This is a genomic window from Rhodococcus sp. GXMU-t2271 (genome assembly GCF_041414735.1).
In the GTDB taxonomy this organism is placed as follows: Bacteria; Actinomycetota; Actinomycetes; order Mycobacteriales; family Mycobacteriaceae; genus Rhodococcus; species Rhodococcus indonesiensis.
On sequence record NZ_JAUIZP010000024.1, the window covers coordinates 1 to 26,431 of the forward strand.

At 70.9% G+C, this 26,431-nt stretch carries 22 protein-coding genes; 6 read left to right on the forward strand and 16 right to left on the reverse strand.

What is annotated here, in order from left to right:
• Positions 1-48: 48 nt before the first annotated feature.
• The gene (locus tag QYS60_RS08815; protein WP_371382932.1) at positions 49-1,284 is read right to left on the reverse strand and encodes a cutinase family protein; all 1,236 of its coding nucleotides are present in this window, start codon (positions 1,282-1,284) and stop codon (positions 49-51) included.
• 229 nt (positions 1,285-1,513) lie between these two features.
• Here QYS60_RS08815 and QYS60_RS08820 point away from each other — a divergent pair, with 229 nt between their 5' ends.
• A complete protein-coding gene (locus QYS60_RS08820; protein WP_003936518.1) occupies positions 1,514-2,185 on the forward strand; it encodes an FABP family protein in 672 nt (223 codons plus the stop codon).
• On the opposite strand, the gene QYS60_RS08825 is transcribed toward QYS60_RS08820, so the two are convergent.
• From QYS60_RS08825 to QYS60_RS08850, 6 genes are all read right to left on the reverse strand, one after another.
• Complete coding sequence (locus QYS60_RS08825; RefSeq protein ID WP_289378167.1) at positions 2,173-3,885, reverse strand: BCCT family transporter; 1,713 nt, start codon at positions 3,883-3,885, stop codon at positions 2,173-2,175. The genes QYS60_RS08820 and QYS60_RS08825 overlap by 13 nt on opposite strands.
• 316 nt (positions 3,886-4,201) lie before the next feature.
• Positions 4,202-5,863, reverse strand: a complete 1,662-nt coding sequence (gene cydC, locus QYS60_RS08830; protein WP_371382933.1) for a thiol reductant ABC exporter subunit CydC — start codon at positions 5,861-5,863, stop codon at positions 4,202-4,204.
• Positions 5,863-7,602 (reverse strand): thiol reductant ABC exporter subunit CydD, encoded by a 1,740-nt coding sequence (gene cydD / locus QYS60_RS08835; RefSeq protein WP_371382934.1) that lies wholly within the window; start codon positions 7,600-7,602, stop codon positions 5,863-5,865. The genes cydC and cydD overlap by 1 nt, the downstream gene beginning before the upstream one ends.
• Positions 7,599-8,636, reverse strand: a complete 1,038-nt coding sequence (gene cydB / locus QYS60_RS08840) for a cytochrome d ubiquinol oxidase subunit II (protein WP_289378170.1) — start codon at positions 8,634-8,636, stop codon at positions 7,599-7,601. Before cydB ends, cydD begins: the two co-directional genes overlap by 4 nt.
• 10 nt (positions 8,637-8,646) lie before the next feature.
• Positions 8,647-10,143, reverse strand: a complete 1,497-nt coding sequence (locus tag QYS60_RS08845) for a cytochrome ubiquinol oxidase subunit I (protein ID WP_003936523.1) — start codon at positions 10,141-10,143, stop codon at positions 8,647-8,649.
• Positions 10,144-10,345: 202 nt separating this feature from the next.
• Positions 10,346-11,191, reverse strand: coding sequence for an aminodeoxychorismate lyase (locus tag QYS60_RS08850; protein ID WP_371382935.1), 846 nt, complete (start codon positions 11,189-11,191; stop codon positions 10,346-10,348).
• A 55-nt stretch (positions 11,192-11,246) separates the two neighbouring features.
• Between QYS60_RS08850 and QYS60_RS08855 the strand changes: the two genes are divergently transcribed.
• The 4 genes from QYS60_RS08855 to QYS60_RS08870 all read left to right on the forward strand — a co-directional run bounded on the left by QYS60_RS08855 (position 11,247) and on the right by QYS60_RS08870 (position 14,413).
• Positions 11,247-12,377, forward strand: coding sequence for a folate-binding protein YgfZ (locus QYS60_RS08855; protein WP_003936525.1), 1,131 nt, complete (start codon positions 11,247-11,249; stop codon positions 12,375-12,377).
• The gene (locus tag QYS60_RS08860) at positions 12,374-13,048 is read left to right on the forward strand and encodes an MOSC domain-containing protein (RefSeq protein WP_054371112.1); all 675 of its coding nucleotides are present in this window, start codon (positions 12,374-12,376) and stop codon (positions 13,046-13,048) included. Before QYS60_RS08855 ends, QYS60_RS08860 begins: the two co-directional genes overlap by 4 nt.
• The gene (locus tag QYS60_RS08865) at positions 13,045-14,019 is read left to right on the forward strand and encodes an asparaginase (protein ID WP_289378172.1); all 975 of its coding nucleotides are present in this window, start codon (positions 13,045-13,047) and stop codon (positions 14,017-14,019) included. Before QYS60_RS08860 ends, QYS60_RS08865 begins: the two co-directional genes overlap by 4 nt.
• Positions 14,020-14,203: 184 nt before the next feature.
• Complete coding sequence (locus tag QYS60_RS08870; RefSeq protein ID WP_003936528.1) at positions 14,204-14,413, forward strand: DUF3073 domain-containing protein; 210 nt, start codon at positions 14,204-14,206, stop codon at positions 14,411-14,413.
• A gap of 244 nt (positions 14,414-14,657) precedes the next feature.
• On the opposite strand, the gene purM is transcribed toward QYS60_RS08870, so the two are convergent.
• From purM to QYS60_RS08910, 8 genes are all read right to left on the reverse strand, one after another.
• Complete coding sequence (gene purM, locus QYS60_RS08875) at positions 14,658-15,731, reverse strand: phosphoribosylformylglycinamidine cyclo-ligase (protein WP_026137732.1); 1,074 nt, start codon at positions 15,729-15,731, stop codon at positions 14,658-14,660.
• 175 nt (positions 15,732-15,906) lie between these two features.
• Positions 15,907-17,493: an amidophosphoribosyltransferase gene (purF, locus tag QYS60_RS08880; protein WP_371382936.1), complete on the reverse strand. Its 1,587-nt coding sequence runs from the start codon at positions 17,491-17,493 to the stop codon at positions 15,907-15,909.
• Positions 17,494-17,609: 116 nt separating this feature from the next.
• A complete protein-coding gene (locus QYS60_RS08885) occupies positions 17,610-17,996 on the reverse strand; it encodes a sterol carrier family protein (RefSeq protein ID WP_371382937.1) in 387 nt (128 codons plus the stop codon).
• Positions 17,997-18,007: 11 nt separating this feature from the next.
• Positions 18,008-18,691, reverse strand: a complete 684-nt coding sequence (locus QYS60_RS08890) for a CPBP family intramembrane glutamic endopeptidase (RefSeq protein ID WP_371382938.1) — start codon at positions 18,689-18,691, stop codon at positions 18,008-18,010.
• Complete coding sequence (locus QYS60_RS08895) at positions 18,688-20,460, reverse strand: alpha/beta-hydrolase family protein (protein ID WP_003936533.1); 1,773 nt, start codon at positions 20,458-20,460, stop codon at positions 18,688-18,690. Before QYS60_RS08895 ends, QYS60_RS08890 begins: the two co-directional genes overlap by 4 nt.
• A 3-nt stretch (positions 20,461-20,463) precedes the next feature.
• Complete coding sequence (gene purL / locus QYS60_RS08900; protein ID WP_371382939.1) at positions 20,464-22,782, reverse strand: phosphoribosylformylglycinamidine synthase subunit PurL; 2,319 nt, start codon at positions 22,780-22,782, stop codon at positions 20,464-20,466.
• A 65-nt stretch (positions 22,783-22,847) separates the two neighbouring features.
• A complete protein-coding gene (locus QYS60_RS08905) occupies positions 22,848-23,459 on the reverse strand; it encodes a Uma2 family endonuclease (RefSeq protein WP_289378177.1) in 612 nt (203 codons plus the stop codon).
• Between the two features lie 69 nt (positions 23,460-23,528).
• Complete coding sequence (locus QYS60_RS08910) at positions 23,529-24,827, reverse strand: M18 family aminopeptidase (RefSeq protein ID WP_289378178.1); 1,299 nt, start codon at positions 24,825-24,827, stop codon at positions 23,529-23,531.
• 90 nt (positions 24,828-24,917) lie between these two features.
• On the opposite strand from QYS60_RS08910, the gene QYS60_RS08915 reads away from it, so the two are divergent.
• The gene (locus tag QYS60_RS08915) at positions 24,918-26,045 is read left to right on the forward strand and encodes an ATP-binding protein (RefSeq protein ID WP_371382940.1); all 1,128 of its coding nucleotides are present in this window, start codon (positions 24,918-24,920) and stop codon (positions 26,043-26,045) included.
• Positions 26,046-26,070: 25 nt separating this feature from the next.
• On the opposite strand, the gene QYS60_RS08920 is transcribed toward QYS60_RS08915, so the two are convergent.
• Positions 26,071-26,421 carry a VOC family protein gene (locus QYS60_RS08920; RefSeq protein ID WP_289378180.1) on the reverse strand — a complete coding sequence of 117 codons (351 nt, stop codon included), beginning with the start codon at positions 26,419-26,421 and terminating at the stop codon, positions 26,071-26,073.
• Positions 26,422-26,431 lie beyond the last annotated feature (10 nt).

Sequence of the window (26,431 nt, forward strand, 5' to 3'; positions counted from 1 at the left end):
TCCGGCGGGGCCCGTTCCCTTCGTGGGAACGGGCCCCGCCGTCGTTCGTCAGTTCTGCGGTTGTCCGCTCGCCCGTTCGGCTTCGGCGAGCGCGACGATCCAGTCGACGATCCGCTCACTGTCGGAGTACCAGGGATCGTGCGGGTTCGTGTTCCAGTAGCCGATGTGCTGGACGAAGCCCAGCAGGATGTACGGCTCGACGAACAGGTCGACGATGCCGCTGTTGTCGTCGTCGAAACCGGCCCCCTCGGCGCGCAACTTCTCCAGCACGATCGGCCGGCCCGGCCCGACGGCCCAGTCGCGGATCTCCCGCAGCCGTTCGGGGCTCACGTCGGCGCTCGGATCCACCGGGTAGGTCTTGTCGACGACCTTGCGCAGCACGTCGAGGAGGGATTCGTCGGACTGCCACCAGTCGTCCCGGGTGACGATGTGCGCGGCGGCGCGGGCCGCCGTCACCGCCACCGTGCGTCCCAGGTCGTCGACGGTCTGCATCGGGTTCGTCAGGGTGAACCGCATCTGCCCGAGCATGCCGAGGGCCAGTTCGAGGACCGCGATGTCCTCGGGAGCGTCGCACGCCACGTCGTAGCGCCGGCACGAGTACACCACCCGGTCGGCCAGCGCCCCGTAGTCGGCGGGCTCGGAGGACATGAATCCGCCGCCGCGCGGACCGGCCCCGCCGAGCGAGTCGGCACCCGCGGGACGGTAGGGGTCACCGACGAGGACCACCCCGGCGATGTCGTCCGGTGCGACATGGGCGTCGTCGGGCCGGTGCCCGAGTTCGCGGGTCACCCGTTCGATCACCTCGGCGCCGACGCTGTATCCGACGAGCGCGAACCGGGTGCGCTCCCCGCACGCGCTCTTACGTTCGTCGAGGATGCGGTTGGTGGACGCGACACCCGCCGCCACCGAATCCTGATAGGTGGGCACGTCCTCGAACAGGCCGAGACCGTAGGTGGCCGGGTACGGGACGTACATCCAGCCGATCGTGCCCGGGCGGTCCGCGGTGGCCTCACCGGCGGGGACCGTCACGTTGCCGACCCAGTTCGACCACAGCTGACGCGACTCCTCGACCACAGGGTCGCGGTCGGCCTCGGAGTCGGTGGCGCCGGAGACCGCCACGATCAGCAGGTCGGGGCACTCGAGTGCGTAGTTGCCGGGATGGACGGCGGGCCCGGACGAACCGCTGTTCGACCCCGCCCCGGGGACGGCGGCCGCGTCGGGCGGGGTCAGGGACAGGGCCACGAGGACCGTGGCGACCGGCAGCAGCAGACGGATGGAGCGCACACGACCTCCGAATCGGGCTTTCCGGGCGAAAGGGCCCGCCCGGCCCCGTGCACGGTACTATCCCGCGCGCCGCGTCGCGCGCCCGGAGGGGACGTCGGTTTCCGCGCTTTCCGGACGCCGTCTAGGATATGGCCGTGGTCATCTTCTTCGAAGCTCTCCTTGTCCTGGCGGCCGTGCTCATCACGTGGTTCGCGGTGTACGTCCTCTACCGTCTGGTGACCGATCAGCCGTGAGTGCCGAGTCCGGTGAGGAACGGGAAGTCGTCCGCGGTAGCGGCGACAAGGCCGTCGCCGATGCCCTCGAACGGGCGAAGGCGACTGCCGACAAGAACGTCCCGATCCTGAGCGGCCTACCCGTCCCCGAGGACACCGCGAATCTGCGCCTCGGCCCGGACATGCATCCGGAGCTGCTGGCGCTGCTGCCCATGGTGGGTGTGTGGCGGGGTGAAGGCGAGGGTAACGACCCCCGCACCGGCGACTACCGCTTCGGCCAGCAGATCGTGGTCACCCACGACGGCGGCAACTACCTCGTGTGGGAGGCCCGTTCGTGGCGCCTCGACGAGGAGGGCGCCTACAGCGGTCCGGATCGCCGGGAGAGCGGCTTCTGGCGGGTCGCCGGCACCGGCGCGCCCGGCAGCGAGGATCCGGAAACCCTCGAGCTGCTCCTGAACCACAGCTCCGGCGTCGTCGAGCTGTACTACGGCACCGCTCTGACCCAGTCGTCCTGGGAACTGGCGACCGACGTGGTGATCCGCAGCCAGTCCGGCGAGGTGGTCGGCGGCGCCAAGCGCCTGTACGGCATCGTCGAGGGCGGCGACCTCGCCTACGTCGAGGAACGGGTCACCGCGGACGGGGACCTGCAGCCGCACATGTCCGCGCGGCTCGCTCGCTACATCGGTTGATCTTCCCGGATTGATCCCCGCGCCGGGGAATGCGCACCGTTGCCGGGCTCGTCGTCCGGATCCGGCACGGCCCGGGTGATCACGACGGGCTCCGGAGCGGGCCGCTGCTCGGCGGCCTCGAGTTCCTCGGCGGTGCGCACCCGGCTCCACTGCCGGGTCACCGGTTCGGCCCGCTCCCCGAGGTCGTCGCGGATCCCCCTGACGAGGCTGTACATCATCACGAAGCCGATCACGAAGAACGGCAATCCGATCACCGTGATGACCTGCTGCAGCGCGTCGAGACCGTCCTTCCCGGTGGCCACGAGCATGGTCGCGGCGACGAGCCCCATCAGGACCGCCCAGAACAGGCGCTGGTGCAGCGGCACCCGTCCCTCGTTGCCGGCGGCCATCATGTCCAGGACCATCGCGGCGGAGTCGACCGAGGTGATGAAGAAGATCACCACGATCACCACGGCGAAGAACGACATGACGCCGGCCCACGGGAAGTTGCCGAGGAACTCGAACAGGGCGCCGGGGATGTCGCCGTCGCCGACGACCCGGTCGGCGAGACCACCCGAGCCGTTCAGCTCGATGTCGAACGAGGCCATTCCGAACACGCTGAACCAGATCACCGAGAACAGCACCGGCAGTCCGAGCACACCGGCGACGAACTCACGGATGGTGCGGCCACGCGAGATGCGGGCGATGAAGATCCCGACGAACGGCGCCCACGTGATGGTCCACGCCCAGTAGAAGACGGTCCAGGTGTTCTGCCAGCCGGTGTCGCCGAACGTGTCGTTCCAGAACGCGAGCCGCGGCAGCATGCTCCCGTAGATGCCGACGGACTCGATCATGCCCTTGAGCAGGAACAGGCTGGGTCCGGTGACGAGGACGAAGGCCAGCAGGGCGACGGCCATGCCGATGTTGAGGTTCGACAGCCGCTTGATGCCGCGATCGAGACCGAGCGCCACCGACGTTCCCGCCGCCACGGTGACCACCGCGATCAGGACGATCTGGACGAGACCGTTCTCGGGGAGGCCGAACAGCTCGGCCAGACCCGCGTTGACCTGTAGAGTCCCCAGCCCCACCGACGTGGCCACGCCGAACACGGTGCCCACGATCGCGATCACGTCGATGGTCTTGCCGATCGGACCGTAGATCCGGCCACCGAGAATCGGGGCGAAGATGGAACTGACCCGGGGTGGCAGCTTCCGCTTGTAGATGAAGTACCCGAAGCACAGGCCGGGGAGCGCGAAGATCGTCCAGGTGTGCAACCCGAAGTGGTAGAGCGTGAAGCCGATGGCCTCGGTGGCGGCGGCCGCGGACCCCGGTTCGACGTCCTGCATCGGCGGGTTCGCGAAATGGGAGATCGGTTCGGCCACGCCCCAGAACATCAGGATCGTGCCGATGCCGGCGGCGAACAGCATTCCGAACCACGCCGGAGTGGAGTGTTCGGGCCGGTCGTCGTCGCCGCCGAGCCGCACCCGGCCGTAGTGCGTGAACGCGAGGCCGACCAGGAAGACCAGGAAGGTGGACACCCCCAGGATGTAGAACCAGCCCAGGTTCGTCATGATCCAGCCCGAGACGGAGCTGAACAGGTTGTCGACAGCCGTGGTGAACGCGATCGTCACGACGACGAACACGAGGGCGATCAGCGCCGAGGCGAAGAACACCCCGGGCGACGTACGAAGGCGCAACAGGCCGTGGGCTCGCTCGAGCATGAGGACACCCTTTCGTTCCGGTGGCGAGGTGTACGCGACGCCTACCGCGGACAGGGGTACCCCGAACCGCGCGTTCACACACCGTGCCGGACACGCAAACGGCCCCCGAGCCGTTCTCCGCGGACGCCTGGTCGGCGGATTCCGGTCGGACGGACCGGATGGCTCGGGGGCCGGGTGACTGCGTGGTATTCGCCGGCCGCTGCGCGGTCGACAATCCCGTCGTCGATGACAGCGGCTAGCGCGCAGCCACCTCACGTGTCCGATACTTCAATTCAGACCACCTCCTTTCTCGTGTACGCCCGAAAGTACGCGCCGCTCAGACCGCGGGCAACGAATTTTTCCTCAGGCGAACGACGAGGTCGGCCGCCGTGTCGCCGGGCAGCTGGTGGGTGACCACGACGACGGTGCGCTCGGATGCGACGAAGCCGGCGTCCCGGTCCAGCAGCAGTCGTTGCAGCTGTGCGCCGTCCGCGGCGTCGAGGTGCTCGGTGGGTTCGTCGAGCAGCAGCACCCGTGCGGGGGACACCAGGGCCCGAGCGAGCAGCAACCGGCGCCGCTGGCCGCCGGAGACGGCGCGCGCACCGCCGACGAGCGTGCTGTGCAGCCCTTCAGGCAGGCCGGCCACCCACTCCCCCAGCCCGACGTCGCCGAGCACGTCCAGCGCCTCGGCCTCGGTGAGGTCGCCGCGGGCCACCCGCAGGTTCTCGAGTACGGACGTCTCGAACAGGTGGGCGTCCTCGGCGAAGAATCCCACCGTCCGCCGCAGGGCTGCCGGCTCGAGTTCGGCGAGCGGCACACCGTCGAGGGTGACCGTCCCGGCGACGGGCTCGAGCAGCCCCGCGAGGGTCATCAGCGTGCTGGTCTTGCCGCTGCCGCTGCTCCCGACGACGGCGACGCGCGCGCCGGGTGGCAGATCGAGCGTGAGAGGCCCGGAGTCGGGGCCACCGGGCCAGCCGCTGCGCAGGTCGGCGGCACGCAGGTGGCACGGTTCTGCGACGGGCCGGGCGCCGTGCGGCACCGGCCGATCGGCACGGTCGAGCAGGTCGACGATGCGGTGGGCCGCGATCCGGGCGCGGGTGAGGGTGACGGCAGCGCCGGGCAGCGCCGCGGTGGCTTCGAACGCGGACAGGGGCAGCAGCACGAGGATCCCGAGGGACATCGGACTCGCACCCCCGTCGGCGAAGAGCGTGATGCCGACGAGCAACGCCCCGAGAACGCTCGCACCGACGGAGAGCGGGACGGCGGCTTCCGCGTACGCCGCGGGGACGGCCGCGCGGTCGGTGGCCCGCACCGCGTCCACACCGGCGCGGCGGGCCCGGCCGACGGCCTGCGGGAGCAGGCCCGCTACCCGCAGTTCTGCGGCGTGGTCGAGTGCGGTGACCGCGTCGCGGGAGAACCGGAGGCGGGCGGCGGCACTGTCGGCTTCGGCGCGGGCCGCGGCACGGGCGGACACCCAGGGCGCCGCGAGGCCGGTGACGAGCAACGCGACGGCGAGGATCGCCGCGGCGGGTGGGGAGATCAGCGCGAGCCAGCCGACGGCGGCGAGTCCGAGGACCACGGCGACGGCGATGGGCACCAGCGCCCGCACCACCACGTCCCCGAGGGCGTCGACGTCGGCCCCGGTGCGGGCGAGCAGGTCCCCGCGGCGCAGGCCGGCGGAGGCCACCGGGTCGCCGTCGGCGAGGCGCCGGTAGACCCGGGTGCGAGCGGCGGTGGTTCCCCGCAGGGCGGTGTCGTGGCTCGCGATTCGCTCGAGGTAGCGGAACAGCCCGCGGGAGATGCCCAGGGCCCGGACGGCGACGACGGCGACCGTCAGGTCGAGCACCGGGGGCATCTGCCACGCCCGGATGATCAGCCAGGCCGACAGGCCGGCGAGCGCGAGGGCGCTGCCCAGGGTGGCGACGCCGGCGGCGACGGCGGCGACGACCCGCCCGGGGCGCAGTTCGAGCAGCGCCATGGCGCGGCGCAGGTCGTTCATCACCGCTCCCCCGTGCCGAAGGCCGCGTCCCTGTCGGAGACGACTGGGATGACGGAGTCGGCGATCGCCAGGATGCTGGGGCGGTGCGCCACGATCACCACGGTGCGTCCGCGACGCGCCAGTTCCCGCACCGTCGCCAGAACCGTGGCCTCGGTTGCGTCGTCGAGGTGGGCGGTGGGCTCGTCCAGCAGCAGCACGGACCGATCCGCGGCAAGGGTGCGGACGAGGGCGAGCCGTTGCCGCTGCCCGAGCGACAGTCCGCTGCCCTCGGCGCCGACGACGGTGTCCCAGCCGCTGGGCAACGCATCGAGCACTTCGTCGAATCCTGTTGCCGCACAAATATCTTCGATCCCATCGGTGGTGGGGTCCACGCCGGTGAGGCGCAAGTTGTCCACCAGCGTGCCGGGCAGCAGCACGGGCCGCTGGGGCAGCCATGCCACCTGCTCCCACCACGCGTCGTCGGCTGTCACGGGACGGCCACCGGCCTCGACGCGCCCTTCCGCCGGCTCCGCGAGACCGAGGACGGCGAGCAGGGCCGTCGACTTGCCGGAACCGTTCGCCCCGGTCAGCACGGTCACGGCACCCGGCCGGCACACGGCATCGAGCCGGTACGGGGCGTATCCGTCGCGGCTCGCGACACTCAGACCCGACAACGTCAGTTCGGCCGAGGTCGCATCGAATCCGGCACCGGCGGTGTCCGACGGGGCGGCGGACGCACGGTCGAGGATCGCGAAGGCGCGTTCGGCGGCCGCCTTGCCGTCCTCGGCGGCGTGGAACTTCGCGCCCACCGTACGCAGCGGCAGGTACGCCTCGGGGGCGAGGATCAGCGCGACGATGCCCGCCTCGAGTGCCATGTCCCCGTAGACGAGGCGCAGACCGATCCCGACTGCGATCAGCGCGACGGACAGGGTGGCGAGCCATTCGAGCACCGTCCCGGACAGGAACGCCACGCGCAGCGCCGACATGGTGGTGCGGCGGTGGTCGTCGCCGAGCTCGCGCACCTTCTGCGCCGGGCCCTGTTCCCGGCCGAGCGCACGCAGCGTGGGCAGACCGGCGATCAGGTCGAGCAGTTGGGCCGAGAGCGTCGTCATGGTCCGCAGCGTGCGGTCGGCCCGGCCCTTGGTCAGCAGTCCGATGAGGATCATGAACGCCGGGATGAGCGGCAATGTCACGACGACGATGATCGCCGAGGTGAGGTCCTGGAACGCGATGACCACCACGGTGACCGGGGTGAGTGTGACGGCGAGCAGCAGTGCCGGCACGTATCCGGTGAGGTACTCCGACAGCCCGCCGAGCCCGCGGGTGAGCACCGTGGCGATCTCGTCGCGGCGTGGTTCGAGTTCCCGCGGCGGCAACCGGGTCGCCGCCGCGAGCACCTCGTGCTCGAGTTCGGCGACGACCCGGCTCGCCGAACGGTGCGCGAACCGGGACTGCACCCACGTGACCAGGGTGCGCACGGTGACGGCCCCGGCCAGGACCAGCAATTCGGTCCGCCATTCCCCGAGTTCCGTGGTGCCGGTGGTGAGCACCCCCGCGAGGACCGCGCCGATCGCGAGTGCGGACACGACGATCATCGCGACGTCGATCGCGGCCGTGACGAGGGTGAGCGCCAGATAGCCGCGTGCGGTGGCGGAGTAGCGCCACAGCCGCGGGTCGATCGGCCCGCGACGCCGGGGCGCATCCGCCGCTCCGGGAGTGGAGCCGAACGGACGCACCGCGGCGTCGGCGGGCGCGGTCATTTCGCCCCGAGCGACAGGCCGATGGACTTCGGGATGTGCTTGGTGGAGATGCGCTGACGGAACACCCAGTACGTCCAGCCCTGGTAGATCAGGACCACCGGCGTGACGATCACCGCCGCCCATGTCATGACCTTCAGTGTGTACGGACTCGACGACGCGTTCTCGATCGTCAGCGACAGGGTGTCGCCGAGTGTGGACGGCATGACGTTCGGGAACAGTGAACCGAACAGCAGGACGACGGTGCCGACGATGGCGACGGTGGTGAACACGAAGGCCCACCCTTCGCGTTCCGCGCGCGTGAGAGCGACGACGGCGAGCAGCGCGGCCGCCGCGGCGCCGACGAGGAGCCACGTCCAGGTCTTGCCGTAGGCGAGTTGCGTCCACAGCACGAAGGCGCCGGCCACGACGACCGCCGGAACGGCGAGACGGGCGGCGAGGGTCACGGCGTCCTCGCGCACCTCGTCGGCGGACTTCAGGGCGATGAAGACCGCGCCGTGCAGCGCGAACACCAGTGCGGTGGTGGCACCACCGAGCAGCGCGTACGGGTTCAGCAGGTCGAAGAAGCCGCCGATGTACTGCTTGTTCTCGTCGATGGCGACGCCGCGGACGATGTTCGCGAACGCCACGCCCCACAACACGGCCGGCACCCAGGAGCCGAAGACGATGCCCCAGTCGCAGCGCCGCCGCCAGGTGGGGTCGTCGATCTTGCCGCGGTACTCGATCGCCACGACCCGAACGATGAGCCCGAGCAGGATCAGCAGCAGCGGCAGGTAGAACCCGGAGAACAGGGTGGCGTACCACTCGGGGAACGCGGCGAACATCGCGCCGCCCGCGGTCAGCAACCACACCTCGTTGCCGTCCCACACCGGCCCGATGGTGTTGAGCAGCACCCGGCGGCGGGTGTCGGCCGTCTCGGTGCGGCCACGTCCGAGCACCGGCATCAGCATGCCGACACCGAAGTCGAAGCCCTCGAGCACGAAGTACCCGGTGAACAGCACCGCGATCAGGACGAACCAGACCTCTTGAAGTCCCATGACCGATCTCCTAGTACGCGAAGGACAGCTGCTTGGGCCGGCCGGTGTCGTCGGGTTCGTCGTCGTGCTCACCCGGCGGGTGGGCGTCGTGCGGCAGCGGGCCCTCGATGGTGTACCGCCGGATCAGCCAGAACCACACGACGCCGAGCGCGCCGTAGACGACGGTGAAGGCCACCAGCGAGGCGATCACCATGCCGGCCGAGTTGTTCGACACGCCCTGGTCGACGGTGAGCCGGATCATGTCCACGCCGGTCGGATTGGGGTGCACGACCCACGGCTGGCGGCCCATCTCGGTGAAGATCCAGCCGGCGCTGTTGGCCAGGAACGGCGTGGGGATGGCGAGGATGCTCAGCCGCCCGAACCACTTCTGATCGGGGACGCGGCCGCGGCGGGTCACCCACAGCCCGGCGACGGCCAGCGCGGCCGACCCGGCGGCCAAGCCGATCATGGCGCGGAACGACCAGTAGGTGACGAACAGGTTGGGGCGGTAGTTGCCGGGGCCGAACTGCTGCTCGTACTGGTCCTGCAGGTCTTCGACGCCCTGCAGGGTGACGTCGGTGAACTCGCCCTGCGCGAGGTACGGCAGCACGTACGGCACCTCGAGGACATGGATGACACCGTCGCAGTTGTTGTGGGTACCGATCGTCAGGACCGAGAACTTGGGGTCGGTCTCGGTGTGGCACAACGACTCCGCGGACGCCATCTTCATCGGCTGCTGTTCGAACATGAGCTTCGCCTGGATGTCGCCGCTGACGAAGAGCGCGACACCGGAGACGATCATCACGAGCATGCCGAGCCGGGCGGCGGGCCGGAACATGCCGCGGGCCTCGCCTTCGAGCCGGTCGGCTTCGACCGGCTCGGCCTGCGCGGCGCGGCGCATGTTGCGCACCATCCACCAGCCGGCGATGCCCGCGACGAACGTGCCGGCGGTGAGGAACGCCCCGGCGACGGTGTGCGGGAATGCTGCGAGCGCGGTGTTGTTGGTCAGCAGTTCCCAGATGCTCGTCAGCTCGGCACGCCCGGTCTCGGGGTTGTACGTCGCACCGACGGGGTGCTGCATGAACGAGTTGGCCGAGATGATGAAGTACGCGGAGGCGTTCACGCCGATCGCGACCAGCCAGATCGTCGCCAGGTGGACCAGTTTCGGCAGCCGCCCCCAGCCGAAGATCCACAGGCCGAGGAAGGTCGATTCGAGGAAGAACGCCACCAGGCCCTCGAGCGCCAGCGGGGCGCCGAAGACGTCCCCGACGAAGCGGGAGTATTCGCTCCAGTTCATGCCGAACTGGAATTCCTGGACGATGCCGGTGGCCACGCCGAGGGCGAAGTTGATGAGGAAGAGCTTGCCGAAGAACTTCGTCAGGCGGTACCAGTGGTCCTTCTTCGTGACCACCCACATGGTCTGCATGATCGCGATGAGCGGGGCGAGACCGATGGTCAGCGGGACGAGGATGAAGTGATAGACGGTGGTGATGCCGAACTGCCACCGGGACAGGTCCAACACATCCATGGCTACTCCGAGGTGACGCCCAGGGACAGGCTCCGAGTCCGGGGCGCGGGCTCGGGGCCTCGGACTCTGTGCACAAGGGACCATCCGCCGCACGCGTCGGCGACCTTGTTACTACCCACAGTAGTAGAGGTGGACAGGACCGTCGACGGTGTCGACCGACACATCCCCGCGATCGCGTGCTCCGCGACGGGGGATCCGGCCCTCACTCGACCGCGGCGTCCACCAGGGCCTCGACCTCGCCGACCAGGGACCGCCGGGACAGATCGTGCCCGTCCAGGGTGTGCACCCGCGCCGCCAGCGCGACGCTCGAGACCAGCCAGACACCATCTGCCACAACGAGATCCGCAGGACGGACCGGCTCGTACCGCACCACGAAGTTGTGGTCGCCCGCGACGTCGAACAGCGCCTGCTGGGTGGTGCCGGGCAGGATTCCCTGCTCCGGCGGCGGGGTGATCAGCGTGCGCCCGCGCGCGACGAGCACCGACGAACGTGGCCCTTCCAACACGAAACCCTCGCTGCTGATGTAGATCACATCGTCGGCGCCCAGAGACTCGGCATGCCGCAGCGCCGCCATGTTCGTCGCGTAGGACAGGGTCTTGGCCCCGAGCAGCTGCCACGGCGCCTTCGACGCGAGATCCACCGAGTAACCGCGTTCGAGCGTCACCACGGACACGCCGTCCGCGCGGGCCTTGTACACCCGTTCGGCCACCGGGGTCAGCAACAGGAACGCGGTCGGCTCGCTGCCGCCCTCCCGGCCGCGGGTGTACACCAGGCGCAACGCCCCCTCCCGCTCCGCGCCCCACTGGTCGACCGCGACGTCGATCGCCAGCCGCCAGTCCTCGCGCTGGGGCGCCGGCAGCCCCGCCGCCGCGGCGGAGGACACGAGCCGGCTCAGGTGCTGCTCGACGGTCCGCGCCCGCCCGCCGCGCACGAGGAGCGTCTCGAACACCCCGTCGCCCCGCAGCACCCCGATGTCGTCCGCGTGCAGCAGCGGCACATCCGCGTCCCGAACCTCGCCGTCCAGCGTCACCAGCACCCGCTCAGCCATGCGCACACCCTATCCATTCCGCCGGGCACAGACCCGCGCTCCTAGACTGGGTGTCGTGGCCGACACTCCCTTCGTGACCGACAGCCCACTTCTCGCTCGTCCCGGTGCCGTTCCCGCACCGGCCGGCACCCCGGACACGGGACTGCCCTGGCACTACGGCGATCCGTTCGGCGAACAACGCGCCGCCCTCACCGGCGTGGCCGTCGTCGACCGCTCGACCCGATTCGTCGTCGCGATTTCCGGCGAGGAACGCCTGAGCTGGCTCCACACCATCTCCAGCCAGCACGTCGCGCAGCTGCCCGACGGCGCCTCGGCGGAGAACCTCAGCCTCGATGCGCAGGGCCGCGTCGAGCACCACTTCGTACAGACCGACCTGAACGGCGTCACCTGGATCGACACCGAACCGCAGCGCGGGCCGGACCTGCTGACGTTCCTCACCAGAATGGTGTTCTGGTCCAAGGCCGAGCCGCGGGACGGCAACGAGATGGCCGTGCTGAGCCTGCTCGGTCCGCACGCCGGCGATGCCCCCGTCCTGGCCGCGCTGGGCATCGACGCCCTGCCCGCCGACGGCTACGCCGCGGTCGCCCTGCCCGGCGGCGGGCTCGTCCGGCGCATGCCCTGGCCCACCGACGACGCCTGGGACCTGCTCGTCCCCCGCGAGCAGCTCACCGACGTGTTCACGGCCCTGGTCGACGCCGGGGCCCGCCCGGCAGGAACCTGGGCGTTCGAGGCGCTGCGCGTCGTCGCGCTGCGCCCGCGGATCGGTCTCGACACCGACGAGCGCACCATCCCGCACGAGGCCCGCTGGATCGGCGGCCCGGCCGAGCACGGCGCCGTCCATCTCGACAAGGGCTGCTACCGGGGGCAGGAGACCGTCGCGCGGGTGCACAATCTCGGCAAGCCGCCCCGGCATCTCGTCCTGCTGCACCTCGACGGCTCCGCCGAGGGCCGGCCCGAACCCGGCGACCCGGTGACCGCCGACGGCCGCGCCGTCGGGCGTCTGGGCACCGTGGTCGACCACTTCGAGCTCGGCCCCGTCGCGCTGGCTCTGATCAAGCGGAACGTGCCCGTCGGCACGGCCCTCGTCGCCGGGCCCTGCGCCGCGGCGATCGATCCGGACTCGGTCCCCGACGACGCCACCGTGCAGGCCGGCCGGCTCGCCGTGGAACGGCTCCGGGGGCGGTGAGCCACCCGAACCCGCCGACCGGTCGGGTCGAGGCGGTCTGCGTGGTGCACACCGTCCGCGACAGCGGCACCCGCCGTGTCCCGCACACGGCCATCGACAAGCGTCCCGTGGCCGGACCCGTGCAGGTCCGGCCCCTCGGACTGGCCGGCGACCGGCAGTGCGACACCGCCCATCACGGCGGTCGCCACAAGGCGGTCTACGCGTACGCCGAGGACGAGGCACGTCGCTGGGCCGACGAGCTCGGCCGTGAACTGCCCGCGGGGTGGTTCGGCGAGAACCTGCGTGTGAACAAGATCGCCACGTCGGATGCGGTGATCGGCGAGCGCTGGCGGATCGGCGCGGGCGGTCTGCTCCTCGAGGTCACCGGGCCGCGCACGCCGTGCGGCACGTTCGGGGTGTGGGCGCAGGAACCGGGCTGGGTGCGGCGGTTCGCCGCGCGCGGCGACACCGGGGCCTATCTGAAGGTGCTCGCCGAGGGCCCGGTGGAGGCGGGCGACGGGATCTTCGTCGTGCACGTACCCGAGCACGGAGTGACCGTGCGGGATCTGTTCACCGGCCGGGACCCGGCGCGAATCGCGGAGATGCTCGCGCAGCAGGACGACCTGTCCCCTAGTGTCGCCGACAAGGCTCGCAGACGAGTCGCCGGACGAGAGGTGCAGGTGGAGTATTGAGCGTCGAACTCGTGGAAGTGGTGCGATCGGGGTTCCGCGAATGCGTGCACCGCGGCTCGCTGGTCGTGCTCGACCCGGACGGTGAGGTGCGGCTCGCACTGGGCGAGATCCACACGCCGATCTATCCGCGGTCGTCGAACAAGCCGCTGCAGGCGGTGGCGCTGCTGCGGCAGGGTTTCGTGCCGCGCTCGACGGAGGAGCTGGCGATCGCGACGGCCTCGCACGAGGGCGAGGCTGGGCACGTCCGGCTGGTGGAGGCACTGCTCGCCGCGCACGGATTCACCGAGGACGACCTGCAGTGCCCGCCTGACCTGCCCGGCAGCGAACCGGCCCGGGCGACGATCGTCGCCGCCGGTCACCCTCGGCGGACGGTGTACATGAACTGCTCCGGCAAGCACGCCGCGATGCTCGCGGCGTGCGCCGCGAACGGCTGGCCCGTCCGCGCCGGTTCGGACGAGCCGGGCTACCTCGACTCCGCCCATCCGCTGCAGCAGGCCGTGACCGAGACGATCCTCGAACTCGCGGGCGACGTCGAGGACACCGATCTCGGCATCGACGGGTGCGGCCTGCCGATCGTGCCGCTGCCCCTGTTCAATCTCGCCCGGGCCTATTCGCGGCTCGCGACTGCCGGGGCCGGGACGCCGGAACGGGCCGTGGCCGATGCGATCCGGAGTCATCCGCACCTCGTCTCGGGCACCGGCAAGGACGACGCCCGGCTGATGCCCGCGGTGCCGGGACTGCTGTGCAAGGCCGGGGCGGACGGCGTGCACGCGGGTGCCCTGCCGGACGGCACCGCGTTCGCACTGAAGATCGACGACGGCCACGAGCGGGCCCGTCTTCCCCTCACCGCCGCCCTGCTCCACCACCTCGGGGTGACGTGGTCCGAGGAGCACGCGGAGCTCGCGTCGCAGCCGGTGCTCGGCGGTGGCATCCGGGTCGGCACGGTCCGGGCTATCCCCGGAGTGCTCTGAACGCTCCCTCGTGACCGCATTTGCCCAGGTCGCCTGCGGGTGAGACCAATCGGACACCGCCGCCACCCGGTGTGTGGAGGCGGAACCGACTTTTCCACGCTAGAGTGGTGGCCAGGAAAATACTCAATTAACCGGGGCCGCCAAATTCCCCAGGCCGCCCCGTCAAGGCGCGAGGGGGTTAGCCATGGGCCGCGGCCGGGCTAAGGCAAAGCAGACCAAGGTTGCACGGGAGCTCAAGTACAGCTCACCGGCCACCGACTTCGAGAGCCTCCAGCGGGAATTGTCTGGCGGTACACCCAACTCGCACCGGGACGAGGTCTTCGCAGACCAGCGTTCCGGACCGGACGGTCGTTCCCCTTGGGACGACGACTACGACGACGACTGGCGTCGCTGACCCGAGCCTCACGCACAGGAGGGGGGAGTCGGACCACCGACTCCCCCCTTCGCTGGCACCCTCCTCGCCGTCCGGATCTCGCACACCGCTGCGAAACCCGGCCGGCAGGTGAGGCGATCCGGAAAACTTCGTCACCACGACGCGCAGCGCCCGGGCCGTCCTGCACGGCCCGGGCGCTGCGCGTATCGGTGCGATGCGTGTCCGGTGTCGGATCCGTTTCCGGTATCGGCTGACCGCCGCCGGCTCAGAACCGCGGGTGGTCGCCCACCAGCACGGCCCGCACGTCGTCCTGGTCCTGAGACTTGCGCACGGTACCGAGCGTCCAGCAGTCGATGTGGCGCGCGGTGAGCACCGCGAGGGCCCGGTCGACGTCCTCGGGCGCGACGATCGCGACCATGCCGACGCCCATGTTGAAGGTCTTCTCCATCTCGGTCCGCTCGACGCGGCCGCGCTGGGCGATGAGCCCGAACACCGGGGCCGGGCTCCACGTGGTCCGGTCGAGTTCGGCGACGAGTCCCTTCGGCATCACCCGGGCCAGGTTGCCTGCGAGCCCTCCGCCGGTGACGTGGCAGAACGTGCGGACCTCGGTTTCGGCGGCGAGCGCGAGGCAGTCCTTCGCGTAGATCCGGGTCGGCTCGAGCAGTTCCTCGCCGAGGCTGCGGCTGAACTCGTCGACGTGCGCCGTCAGGCTCATCTTGCCGATGTCGAGAAGGACCTTGCGCGCCAGCGAGTATCCGTTCGAGTGCAGCCCCGACGAACCCATGGCGATCACCACGTCGCCCGGGCGCACCCGGTCGGGCCCGAGCAGCCGGTCGGCCTCGACGACGCCGACGCCCGTGGCGGACAGGTCGTAGTCCCCGTCGGCCATCACGCCGGGATGCTCGGCGGTCTCGCCGCCGAGCAGGGCGCAGCCGGCCTGGACGCAGCCCGCCGCGATGCCGCCGACGATCTCGGCCACCCGCTCGGGCACCACGCGACCGACCGCGATGTAGTCCTGCAGGAAGAGCGGCTCGGCGCCGCAGACCACCAGGTCGTCGACGACCATCGCCACGAGGTCGAGGCCGACGGTGTCGTGCTTGTCGAGAGCCTGCGCCACCGCCAGTTTGGTGCCGACCCCGTCGGTGGACGCCGCGAGCAGCGGTTCCTTGTAGTCGCCCTTGAGCGCGAACAGCCCCGCGAATCCGCCGAGGCCGCCGAGCACCTCCGGGCGGGTCGCCTTCTTCGCGTGCGGCGCGAACAGTTCGACGGCTCGATCGCCGGCCTCGATGTCCACGCCCGCCGCTGCGTAGGAAGCTCCGGGGGTTGTGTCCTCGGTCATGGGTTGTCGGCTCCAGCCTCGAGTTGTGGTGAACAGGTGTATCGGCATCGCTGCCGGGCGCGCGGACGCACGCCGAAGCCCGCCGATCGCGCACCTCAAGGTACCCGACCGGGCCGGACCGCCGACGCGCGACGACGCGAAACCGGGGCCGCCGTCCTTGCGACGGCGGACGGGTCTAGGGACGGCTCAGGGCGTCCGCGTTGTCGTTGTCGAGCACCGGCGTGGCCCCCGCAGCCCCGCCGAGCATCCCTTCGAGCACGTTCTTCCCGACGGCGTGCTCCTTCGGGAGCGCGATCGGGTAGTGCCCGTCGAAGCATGCGGCGCACAGGCGCGAGGCGGGCTGCTCGGTGGCGCCGATCATCCCGTCGATCGAGATGTAGCCGAGGGAGTCCGCGCCGACCGAGCGGCGCACCATCTCCACCATCTCGTCGAAGTCGTGCCCGGTCCGCTCGGAGACGTCGCGGGTGCCGCCGCCGTTGGCGATCAGCTCGGCCGGGGATGCGAAGTCGATGCCGTAGAAGCACGGCCACTTCACCGGCGGCGACGCGATCCGCACGTGGATCTCGAGCGCACCGGCCTCGCGGAGCATCCGGATCAGGGCCCGCTGGGTGTTGCCACGCACGATCGAGTCGTCGACCACGACGAGTCGCTTGCCGCGGATGACCTCGCGCAGCGGATTGAGCTTGAGCCGGATACCGAGCTGGCGGATGGTCTGGCTCGGCTGGATGAAGGTGCGGCCCACATAGGCGTTCTTCATCAGGCCCTGGCCGTAGGGAATCCCCGAGCCCTGGGCGTAGCCGACGGCGGCGGGAGTGCCCGACTCCGGCACCGGAATGACCAGGTCCGCGTCGACCGGGTGTTCCTTGGCCAGTCGCCGGCCGATCTCGACGCGAGTGGCATGCACCGAGCGGCCCGCGATCGTCGAGTCCGGACGAGCGAGGTAGACGTACTCGAACACGCAGCCCTTGGGCTCCGGGTTCGCGAAGCGGCTCGAGCGGACGCCGTCGGCGTCGATGGCGAGCAGCTCGCCGGGCTCGATGTCGCGCACGAAGGACGCGCCGACGATGTCGAGCGCGGCGGTCTCGCTGGCCACGACCCAGCCGCGGTCCAGGCGGCCCAGGCACAGCGGCCGGATTCCCCACGGGTCGCGCGCCGCGTAGAGCGTGTGCTCGTCCATGAAGGTCAGGCAGAAGGCACCGCGCAGGGTCGGCAGCAACTCGAGGGCCGCCTGCTCGACCGTGCTGTCGGCAGCGGCGTGCGCGAGCAGCGCGCCGACGATGTCGGAGTCGGTGGTGGCCGTGACCGCCCGCCGATCGTCGCCGAGGCCCAGCTCCCGGGCGCGCTGGGCGAGTTCGGCGGTGTTCACCAGATTGCCGTTGTGACCGAGGGCGACGCCGGTGCCGGCCGCGGTCGTGCGGAAGATCGGCTGGGCGTTCTCCCAGGTGGTCGACCCGGTGGTGGAGTAGCGACAGTGCCCGATCGCGATGTGGCCGGACATGGCGGCGAGGGTCTGCTCGTCGAAGACCTGGCTCACCAGCCCGAGATCCTTGAACACCAGCACCTGGGAGCCGTCGGCGACGGCGATACCGGCCGCCTCCTGCCCCCGGTGCTGCAACGCATAGAGGCCGTAGTACGTGAGCTTGGACACATCCTCGCCCGGAGCCCAGACTCCGAAGACTCCGCACTCCTCACGAGGTTCGTTCTCGGGTTCCTCGGCTGAGAGGAGATTACGTGTGTGAACCGACAGATCGGCACTGGTCACCGGGGTGCTCCCTGGGGGCTGGACAAAAGAGAGGCAAGGCCATTCTACGGGTCGGCCGACGGTGCCCCGCTCCGACCGTCACCGGGGCCTCCTCCGTCGTGCGCAGCCGTTCCGTCTCACAACCGCAGCAGCGGCATCCAGTGCGCGATCTCCCCCGCACGGCTACCGGACGCGTCCAGCGATCCCGCGGCGGCGGCGTCGGCGAAATCGACGAGACCCGTGACCAGCCGCAGCCACGTCCGCGGGCCGGTTTCGACGACGTTGGGCGGGGTCCCCCGGGTGTGGCGGGGCCCCTCGATGCACTGCACCGCCACGAACGGCGGCACCCGCACCTCGACGCTGGATCCGGGCGCCGCCTGCTCCAGAGCGCGAGCGGTCAGGCGCACCGCCGTCGCGAGGTCGGCGCGGGCCGGTGCATCGACCGTCTCGTCCCGCAGCCACGGACCGACTCGCAGGACGGCGGCGCGGAGCTCGGCGGGGTCGACGGGTTTGCGCGGTGCCACGGCGAGCCAGCCTAGCTACGCCGGGCGGCGTCGCCCTCCTCGGACGGCAGCCCCGCCAGCCGCACCGCCACGGCCCCGCCGACGTTGAGCGCCAGGTGCAGCAGGGCGGGTGCGAGGACGCTGCCGCTGCGACGGCGCAGCCGGTCGAAGACCACCGCCGAGAGTCCGGTGACGAGCACGGTGCCGAGCACGTGGTGACCGGCGTCCCGCGCGGGCTGCACATGCCACAGCCCGAACGCCGCCGCGTGCAGACCCGACGCCGCCGTGCCCGGACCGAGCAGGGCCGCGAGAACGCTGCGGAACAGCAGCTCCTCGGCGGCGACGGTGCCGAACGGAATGTGCAGCCCCACCCATTCGTAGAAGTCCTCGCGTTCGGCGCGGGCTTCGTCGACGAGCCGGACCCGCAGCGACGGGACGGCGAGCATGACTCCGTAGGCGGCCAGCGGGACGGCGGCGGCGGCCAGACCCCACCGCGCGCCGGACACGAGATGCCGCGGATCCAGTCCCAGCATTCCCCGCTCGACGCCCGCGGCCCGGGCCGCGAACACCGCGGCCGTGCCGACGGTCGCCGACAGCACGGCGCGCCCGCGCGGCCCGAGCCGGGTGGCCGGAAGCACCGCGCCCCAGCCCACGACCGCCGCGGCGACCGCCGGACCGAGCCACGGCCGGCGGTAAATCCGTCCCGGCCGGCTCACTTCTCCGGTCCCTGCAGATCGTCGATGACGGTCAGCGCGAACCGCACCCGCTCGGTGTCGGCCTCGGTCCAGCCGGCGGGCGCAGTGACCGCGATCCAGCCGTCGAGCACCGTGGTGCCGTAGTTGTGACCGTGCCCGTCGGGCACCCCGGCGGCGTTGGTCAGGTCCGCCGAGACCTGCCAGAAGGTCACGAACGGGAACCAGCGCATCTGCGGAAGCCGGTCTGGGCCGGGCGGTTCGGACAGCCAGTCCGGCCGGCTGAAGATCAGGTCCGGGGACCACCACACCACCGGATCGGACGCGTGCTGCAGGTACAGGATCCGGGGGAACAGCCATGGGGTGTCGGGCTCCCCGATCGACTCGCGGTCGTCGGCGAAGCGCACCACCAGGCCGTCCGCGTACACCGGTTCGACCTCGGTCGTACCCGGGTCGCGGCGGTCGACGAGCTGGCGCCACAGGCGGTTCGAGTTGGGCGGGCCGACCCACAGGACGCCGTCGACGGTGTCACGGATCGCGGCGACCGTGCCGAAAGCGCCCTCCCCCGACTGAGTTCCGAGGCTCTCCCCGTACACGTACAGTTTCGGCCGATGCTCGGCGGACTGGGCGAGCCACCGGTTGTAGACCCGGTCGATCAGCATGTCGCCCGCGGCGGCGGCCTTCTCACGATCGGCAAGGAAGGAGATCCAGCTCGGCATGTACGAGTACTGCCACGCGACGAGGGCGACGTCGCCGTTGTGGACGAGTTCCATCATCATCGCCGCAGTCGGATTGACCCACCCCGTTCCGGTGGTCGGGATGATCACGAGCACCTCGCGGTCGAACGCGTCGGTGCGTTCGAGCTCGTCGATCACGACGTCGGCACGCGCCTCGGGGGTGTCGGCGGTCTCGAATCCGGAGTAGACCCGGATCGGTTCCCGGGCCGGGGCACCGTTGATCGCGGTCAGCTCGGCGGCGTCGAGACCTCGGCCGACGAAGTCGCGCCCCTGGTAGCCGAGCGTGTCCCACGCCGCGAACGACTCGGGGCTCCCGGACTTCTCGGGCACGAGCGGCTGCGTGACTCCCGGCCGGGTCTCGTCGTTCTGGATGCCGAACACCCAGTTGAGCCCCGCGTAGGCGCCTCGGGCCAGCACGCCGTCGATGAGCATGAACACCACCAGCACCACCAGCAGCGCCCCGAGCGAGCGCGCCGCCCCGGGCGGCATGCGCAGGCGCCGCACCAACTGCCACGCGACGATCCCCGCGAGTTCACGCAGTCCGCGCCAGGTGGCGATCAGGGTGAGTGCGACGGCGGCGGCGAGCGCCAGGGTCCGCAGATACCCGCTGGTCGTGGTGCCCTCGGCGTTCATCAGCGCGGCCAGCTGACGTTGCTGTCGCGACGCGAACACGAGCGCTACCAGCGACGCGAGCACGACGGCGACCGGGACCGCCACCTTGATCGCCCGCAACACGGGCAACGGCGGCGGCCACCACGGCCGCTTCGTCAGCAACCGATTGCCGACCCAGCCGACGGCACATCCCACCCCGTAGCCGATGGCGACGTTGATGCCGCCGACGAGGCCCTGGAACAACCAGTCGCGAGGCAGCAGCGACGGAGTCAGCGACCAGCAGAAGAACAGGCCCGCGAAGGCGATGCCGGTGAAATCCAGGCTCAGCGCCCCCCACACCTGGGCGGTGTGGGGGTGACGGTCACCGAATTCGGTGACCGCGTCGATGATCCGGCCCTGCCGGGCCTCTATCGACGCCAGCCGATCGACCTGGGAACCGACCATCGCTCACCCGAACAGTGCCGGAAGTGTGCCCTCGTAGACCTCGCGCAGTTCGGCCGTCGTGACCGAGAACAGACCCTGCACCTCGACGGAGTCGGAGCCCTCGTCGACGACCCCGATCCGTACCCACGGCATGTTGCGCGCCGTGCACATGCCGGTGAAGCGGGTCTCCTCGGTGCGCGGCACCGCCACCAGCACCCGGCCGGCGGACTCGGAGAACAGGGTCACGAACGGATCCGCGTCCTCCGGCAACAGGATCCGGCAGCCGGTCTCGCCGGCCAGCGCGGCCTCGACGACCGCCTGCGCGAGACCCCCCTCGGACAGGTCGTGGGCGGCGGAGACCAGGCCGTCGCGCGAGGCGGCGGTGAGGATCTCGGCGAGCAGCCGCTCCCGCTCGAGGTCGACCTTCGGCGGCACGCCACCGAGGTGATCGTGCACGACCTGCGCCCAGATCGAACCGTCGAACTCGTCGCGGGTCTCCCCCAGCAGGATGAGCGTCTCACCCGGCTCGAGGCCGAGACCGGTGGGGATGCGGCGGTGCACGTCGTCGATCACGCCGAGCACGGCGACGACCGGGGTCGGCAGGATCGGGGTGGCCCCGGTCTGGTTGTAGAAGCTGACGTTGCCGCCGGTGACGGGAATGCCGAGCTGGGCGCACCCGTCCGCGAGACCGCGCACGGCCTGCTGGAACTGCCACATCACACCCGGATCCTCGGGCGAACCGAAGTTCAGGCAGTTGGACACGGCCTTCGGGGTGGCACCGGTGACGGCGACGTTGCGGTAGGCCTCGGCGAGGGCGAGCTGCGCCCCGGCGTACGGGTCGAGCTGGGTGTATCGGCCCGAGGCGTCGGTGGCCAGCGCGATCCCGCGGCCGGTCTGCTCGTCGACGCGGATCACGCCCGCGTCCGCGTGCTCGGCGAGCACCGTGTTGCCCCGCACGTAGCGGTCGTACTGCTCGGTGATCCACTTGCGGCTGCACAGCTGCGGCGAGCCGATCATCTTCAGCAGGGTCGCCTTCAGCTCGTCGGGCGTCTGCGGCCGCTTCAGCCCCGCGGTGGTGTCCGCGACGAGCGCGTCCTGCGAGTCCGGGCGCTGCACCGGGCGGTGGTACACCGGGCCCTCGTGCGCGACGGTGCGCGGCGGCACGTCGACGACGGTCTCACCGTGCCAGGTGATCTCGAGCCGGTCCCCGTCGGTGACCTCGCCGATGACGGTGGCCAGCACGTCCCACTTCTTGCACACGGCCATGAACTCGTCGACGTTCTCGGGCGCGACGACGGCGCACATGCGCTCCTGGGACTCGCTCGAGAGCACCTCGGCGGGGGTCATGCCGGTCGCGCGCATCGGGACCCGCTCGAGCGCGACGTGCATGCCGCCGTCGCCGGCGGCGGCCAGCTCGGAGGTCGCGCAGGCGAGGCCGGCGCCGCCGAGGTCCTGGATGCCGACGACGAGCTTCTCGCGGTAGAGGTCGAGGCAGCACTCGATGAGCACCTTCTCGGTGAACGGATCGCCCACCTGCACCGCCGGCAGCTTCTTGCGGGACTTCGAGGGGCCGGCGTCGCCTTCGGCTTCGTGTCCGGAACCGGATTCGTCACCCTCGAAGGTCTCCGACGCCAGGACGGACACGCCGCCGATGCCGTCGAGGCCCGTGCGCGCGCCGAACAGGATGATCTTGTTGCCTGTGCCGGACGCGAACGCCAGGTGCAGGTCCTCCTTGCGCATCGCTCCGGCACACAGCGCATTGACGAGCGGGTTGCCGGCATAGGAGGCGTCGAAGACGGTTTCGCCGCCGACGTTGGGCAGGCCGAGGGAGTTGCCGTAACCACCGATACCGCGGACCACGCCGTCGACGACGCGCCGGGTGTCGGGCGCGTCCGCGGCGCCGAAGCGCAGCTGGTCCATGACCGCGATCGGACGCGCGCCCATCGCCATGATGTCGCGGACGATGCCGCCGACACCCGTCGCGGCGCCCTGGTACGGCTCGACGTAGGACGGATGATTGTGGGACTCGACCTTGAAGGTGACCGCCCAGCCGTCGCCGATGTCGACGACGCCGGCGTTCTCACCGATGCCCGCGAGCATCGAGGCCCGCATCTCGTCGGTGGTGGTCTCCCCGAAGTACCGCAGGTGCACCTTGGAGGACTTGTAGGAGCAGTGCTCGGACCACATCACCGAGTACATGGCCAGCTCGGCATCCGTGGGACGACGGCCCAGGATCTCCCGGATGCGGGCGTATTCGTCGTCCTTCAGTCCCAGCTCGCGGAAGGGCTGGGCGACTTCGGGGGTTTCGGCGGCGTGGGTGACGGTATCCACCTGCGGTGACACTGGGCGTCGGGTCCCTTCACTCTGGGATCGAAACGGCAGGCCGGGCGCGCGCTGCCGCGGCCAGTCTATCCGGGCGCACGCCCGGCGCCGTCCACCGGTGCGGACCGCTGCGGCGGCCGCACCGCCGTCAAGGCGTCGAGGTCCACGCTCACCCGGTGCCCCGCGGCCTGGAGCGTCACCTTCCCCGTGTACTCCCCGTCGTAGCGGTACCACCCGTCGTCGAGCACGAACACCCCGAGTGTCGCGGGCTCGACGAGGTCGATCATCCAGTACACGGGGATACGGGCCTCGGCGTACTCGGAGAACTTGGTGACCCGATCGGTGCGGACGGTGCCCTCGGTCATGACCTCCACCACCAGCCGGACGTCGGCCGCTGTCGCACGGTCCGGATCGTCGTCCACCAGTGCCCGGTCGACGACGATGCCGTCCGGGCAGCGCACCGTCAGCGGGGTCTCGGTGAGCAGCACCTCCACGTCGCCGAGTACGGCAAGCTCCTTCGGCAGCTGATCGGCGAGCTGGGCGACCAGCCCGAACGCGACGTGCTGGTGCAGGTACCCGGGCCGCGGCGACGCCGACAGGACCCCGTCGCAGACCTCGACGTGGAACTGTTCGTACTCGGGCAGTTCCGCCCATTCGGCGAGGGTCAGCAGATGGTCGGGGAACGACGGGCCGGTCACAGGATCACCACCGTTCGCGCTCGGGCGTGTTGTCCCCTCAGTCTGGCACCGGATGCCGCACCGTGCCGGTCAGTTGGACGGAGTGAGGAACGCCTCGAGCGCGCGGGCGTATGCGGTGACGTCCTTCGTTCCCATCAGTTCGCGCGCCGAGTGCATTGCGAGCTGCGGGGCCCCGACGTCGACGGTCGTCAGTCCGGTCCGGGAGGCGGTGATGGGGCCGATCGTCGAACCGCACGGCAGGTCGGCGCGATGCACGTAGCGCTGCAACGGCACTCCGGCCTGCTCGCAGGCGAGCGCGAAGGCAGCGGCACCGGCGGCGTCGGTGGCGTAGCGCAGGTTCTGGTTGACCTTGAGCACGGGGCCGCCGTTCACCGCGATGCGGTGGGCAGGCTCGTGGCGGTCGGGGTAGTTCGGGTGGGTGGCATGAGCCATGTCGCCGGAGGCCACCACCGAGCCGGCCATCGTCCGGAGGAAGTCCTCGCGGCCGCCGCCCCGGGCCAGCACGACCCGTTCGAGCACGGTGTTCAGCAGGTCGGAGAAGGCCCCGCGGTCGGACATGCTGCCGACCTCCTCGTGGTCGAACAGCGCGAGCAACGGCACCGGACCACCGTTCTCGGCGACGTGGCCGACGGCCGCGAGCAGCGCCGCGGTCCCGGCGTAGCACGTGCCCTGGTTGTCCAGGCGCGGCGCGCTGAGCAGGTCCGCATCCGCCCCGATCAGGGTGGACGGGGCGAGATCGTGGGTCATCAGCTCCCAGCCCAGGATCGCGTCGGCCTCGACCTCGACGGCCTCCGCGAGGAAGGCGAGGAAGGACCGTGGCGCGGTGCCCACTCCCCACACGGCATTGACGTGGCGCTGCGGATCCAGTTGCACGCCCTTGCGGTCCTCCGACAGGTGGATGGCGAGTTGCGGGACCCGGAGGATCGGCCGGTCGACGCGCACGAGGACGTCCTCGGCCCCGCTGCCGGTCCGCACGGTGAGCCGGCCGGAGATGCCGAGATCGCGGTCCAGCCACGAGTTCAGCCAGGCTCCCCCGTACGGTTCGAGGCCGACCAGCTGCCAGCCCGCCGAGGCGAGGTCCGGGTGCTGCTTGACCCGCAGGTTGGGGCTGTCGGTGTGGCCGCCGACGATCCGGAACGGGCGGGCGGGGTCGCCGTCGGCGCCTTCGGTGCTCCACGCGATCAGCGAACCGCCCCGCAGCAGGTAGTAGCGGCCGGGCTCGTTCGGCCACACCTCGGTCTCGGTGAGCTGTGTGAAGCCGGCGTCGGTGAGAGCGGCGGCGACGGTGGCGCACACGTGGAACGGCGACGGCGACAGATCCACGAAGTTGCACAGGCCCTGGGCGTCGGCGGGGGTGGTCGTAGGCATGGGTGCATCCTCGCACCGCCCGCACCGCTAGACACCGCTAAAAGCACCAAAAGAACTAAAAGGAGCTAAAACTCCAGCTAGGCTGGCCCGGTGAGGAACCCCTTCAGACCGTCGTTCGGGGTGACGCCGCCCCTGCTCGTCGGGCGCGGCGACCTGGTGGAGGACTTCGGCGCCTCCCTCGACGACGGTCCGGGCGCGCCCGGACGCGCGACCCTCTACACCGGCGCACGCGGAGTCGGGAAGACGGTGATGCTCAACCAGGCCGAGGAGCAGGCCCGCCGTCGGGGCTGGCTGGTGATCTCCGAGACCGCCACCCCCGGACTCGTCGACCGGCTCACCCGCGAGCATCTGCCCCTGCTGCTGCACGAGCACCGCGACCCACCGGCCCGGCGCCGGCTGTCCGGCGGGTCCGTCGCCGGGGTCTCGGTGAGCTGGACCGACGTCGCGGACGATCGGCCCGAGGACGGCTTACGCCGGCAGCTCGAGGAGCTGACCGGCATCCTGGCCGACCACGGCACCGGGCTGCTGATCAGCGTCGACGAGATGCACCGCCGGCGCAGTGGCGACCTGCGCGAGCTCGGTGCCGTCGTCCAGCACGCGTTCCGGGAGGAGCGGGAGCTGGCGTTCGTCGGCGCCGGGCTCCCGGCCGCGGTGAGCGACCTGCTGAGCGACGACGTCGTCACGTTCCTGCGCCGCGCCGACCGGCACGTCCTCGGCCCCGTGTCCCTCGACGACGTCGCCGAGGCGATCCGCGTCCCTGTCGAGGAGTCGGGACGCTCGATCGGGGACGAGCAGTGCCGCACGGCCGCGGCCGCCACCGGCGGATACCCCTTCCTGATCCAGTTGGTGGGCCACAACGTGTGGCGCCGCCATCCGGACCGGGAACACATCACCGCCGAGGACGTCGCCGACGGCGTCGCGGCGGCCCGCCGGCGGATCGGCTCGCTCGTGCTCGAGCCGAGCCTGGCCGATCTGTCGCAGATCGACCGCAGCTTCCTCGTCGCCATGGCGGTCGACGACGGTCCCAGCCGGATCGGCGACGTCGCGCGACGCCTCGGCGTGAACGGCACCTACGCCAGCCAGTACCGGCTCCGGTTGATCAATGCCGAACTCGTCGAACCCGCCGGCTACGGCCGGCTCGACTTCACCATGCCCTACCTGCGCGAGTACCTGCGCGAGCACGCCGCCTCGATGGTCGTGCCGCCACGAGAAAGGTGACACGCCAACGCTCTACCGGAGAACCTCAGGAGTTGCTCGCGACGCAGAACTGGTTGCCGTCCGGGTCGGTGAGCGTGACCCACCGGAACCCGCCCATGTCCTGGCGGTGTACCTCGCTCGCGCCCGCCTCGACCAGCCGGCTCACCTCGGTGTCGAGGTCGGGCGCGACCAGGTCCAGGTGGATCCGGTTCTTGCCCGGTGTCGGATCCGGAACCTTCTGGAACCCGAGTTTCTGTGCAGTGCCGGGCATTCCGACGACGAAGAACCAGCCCCCGTTGTCCTGTTCGATCCGGCCGCCGGTCTGTTCGGCCCACCACGTGGCGAGCGGACCGGGGTCGGCGCTGTCGACGGTGATCATGCCGATGCTCAGTGTCATGGCCGGGACG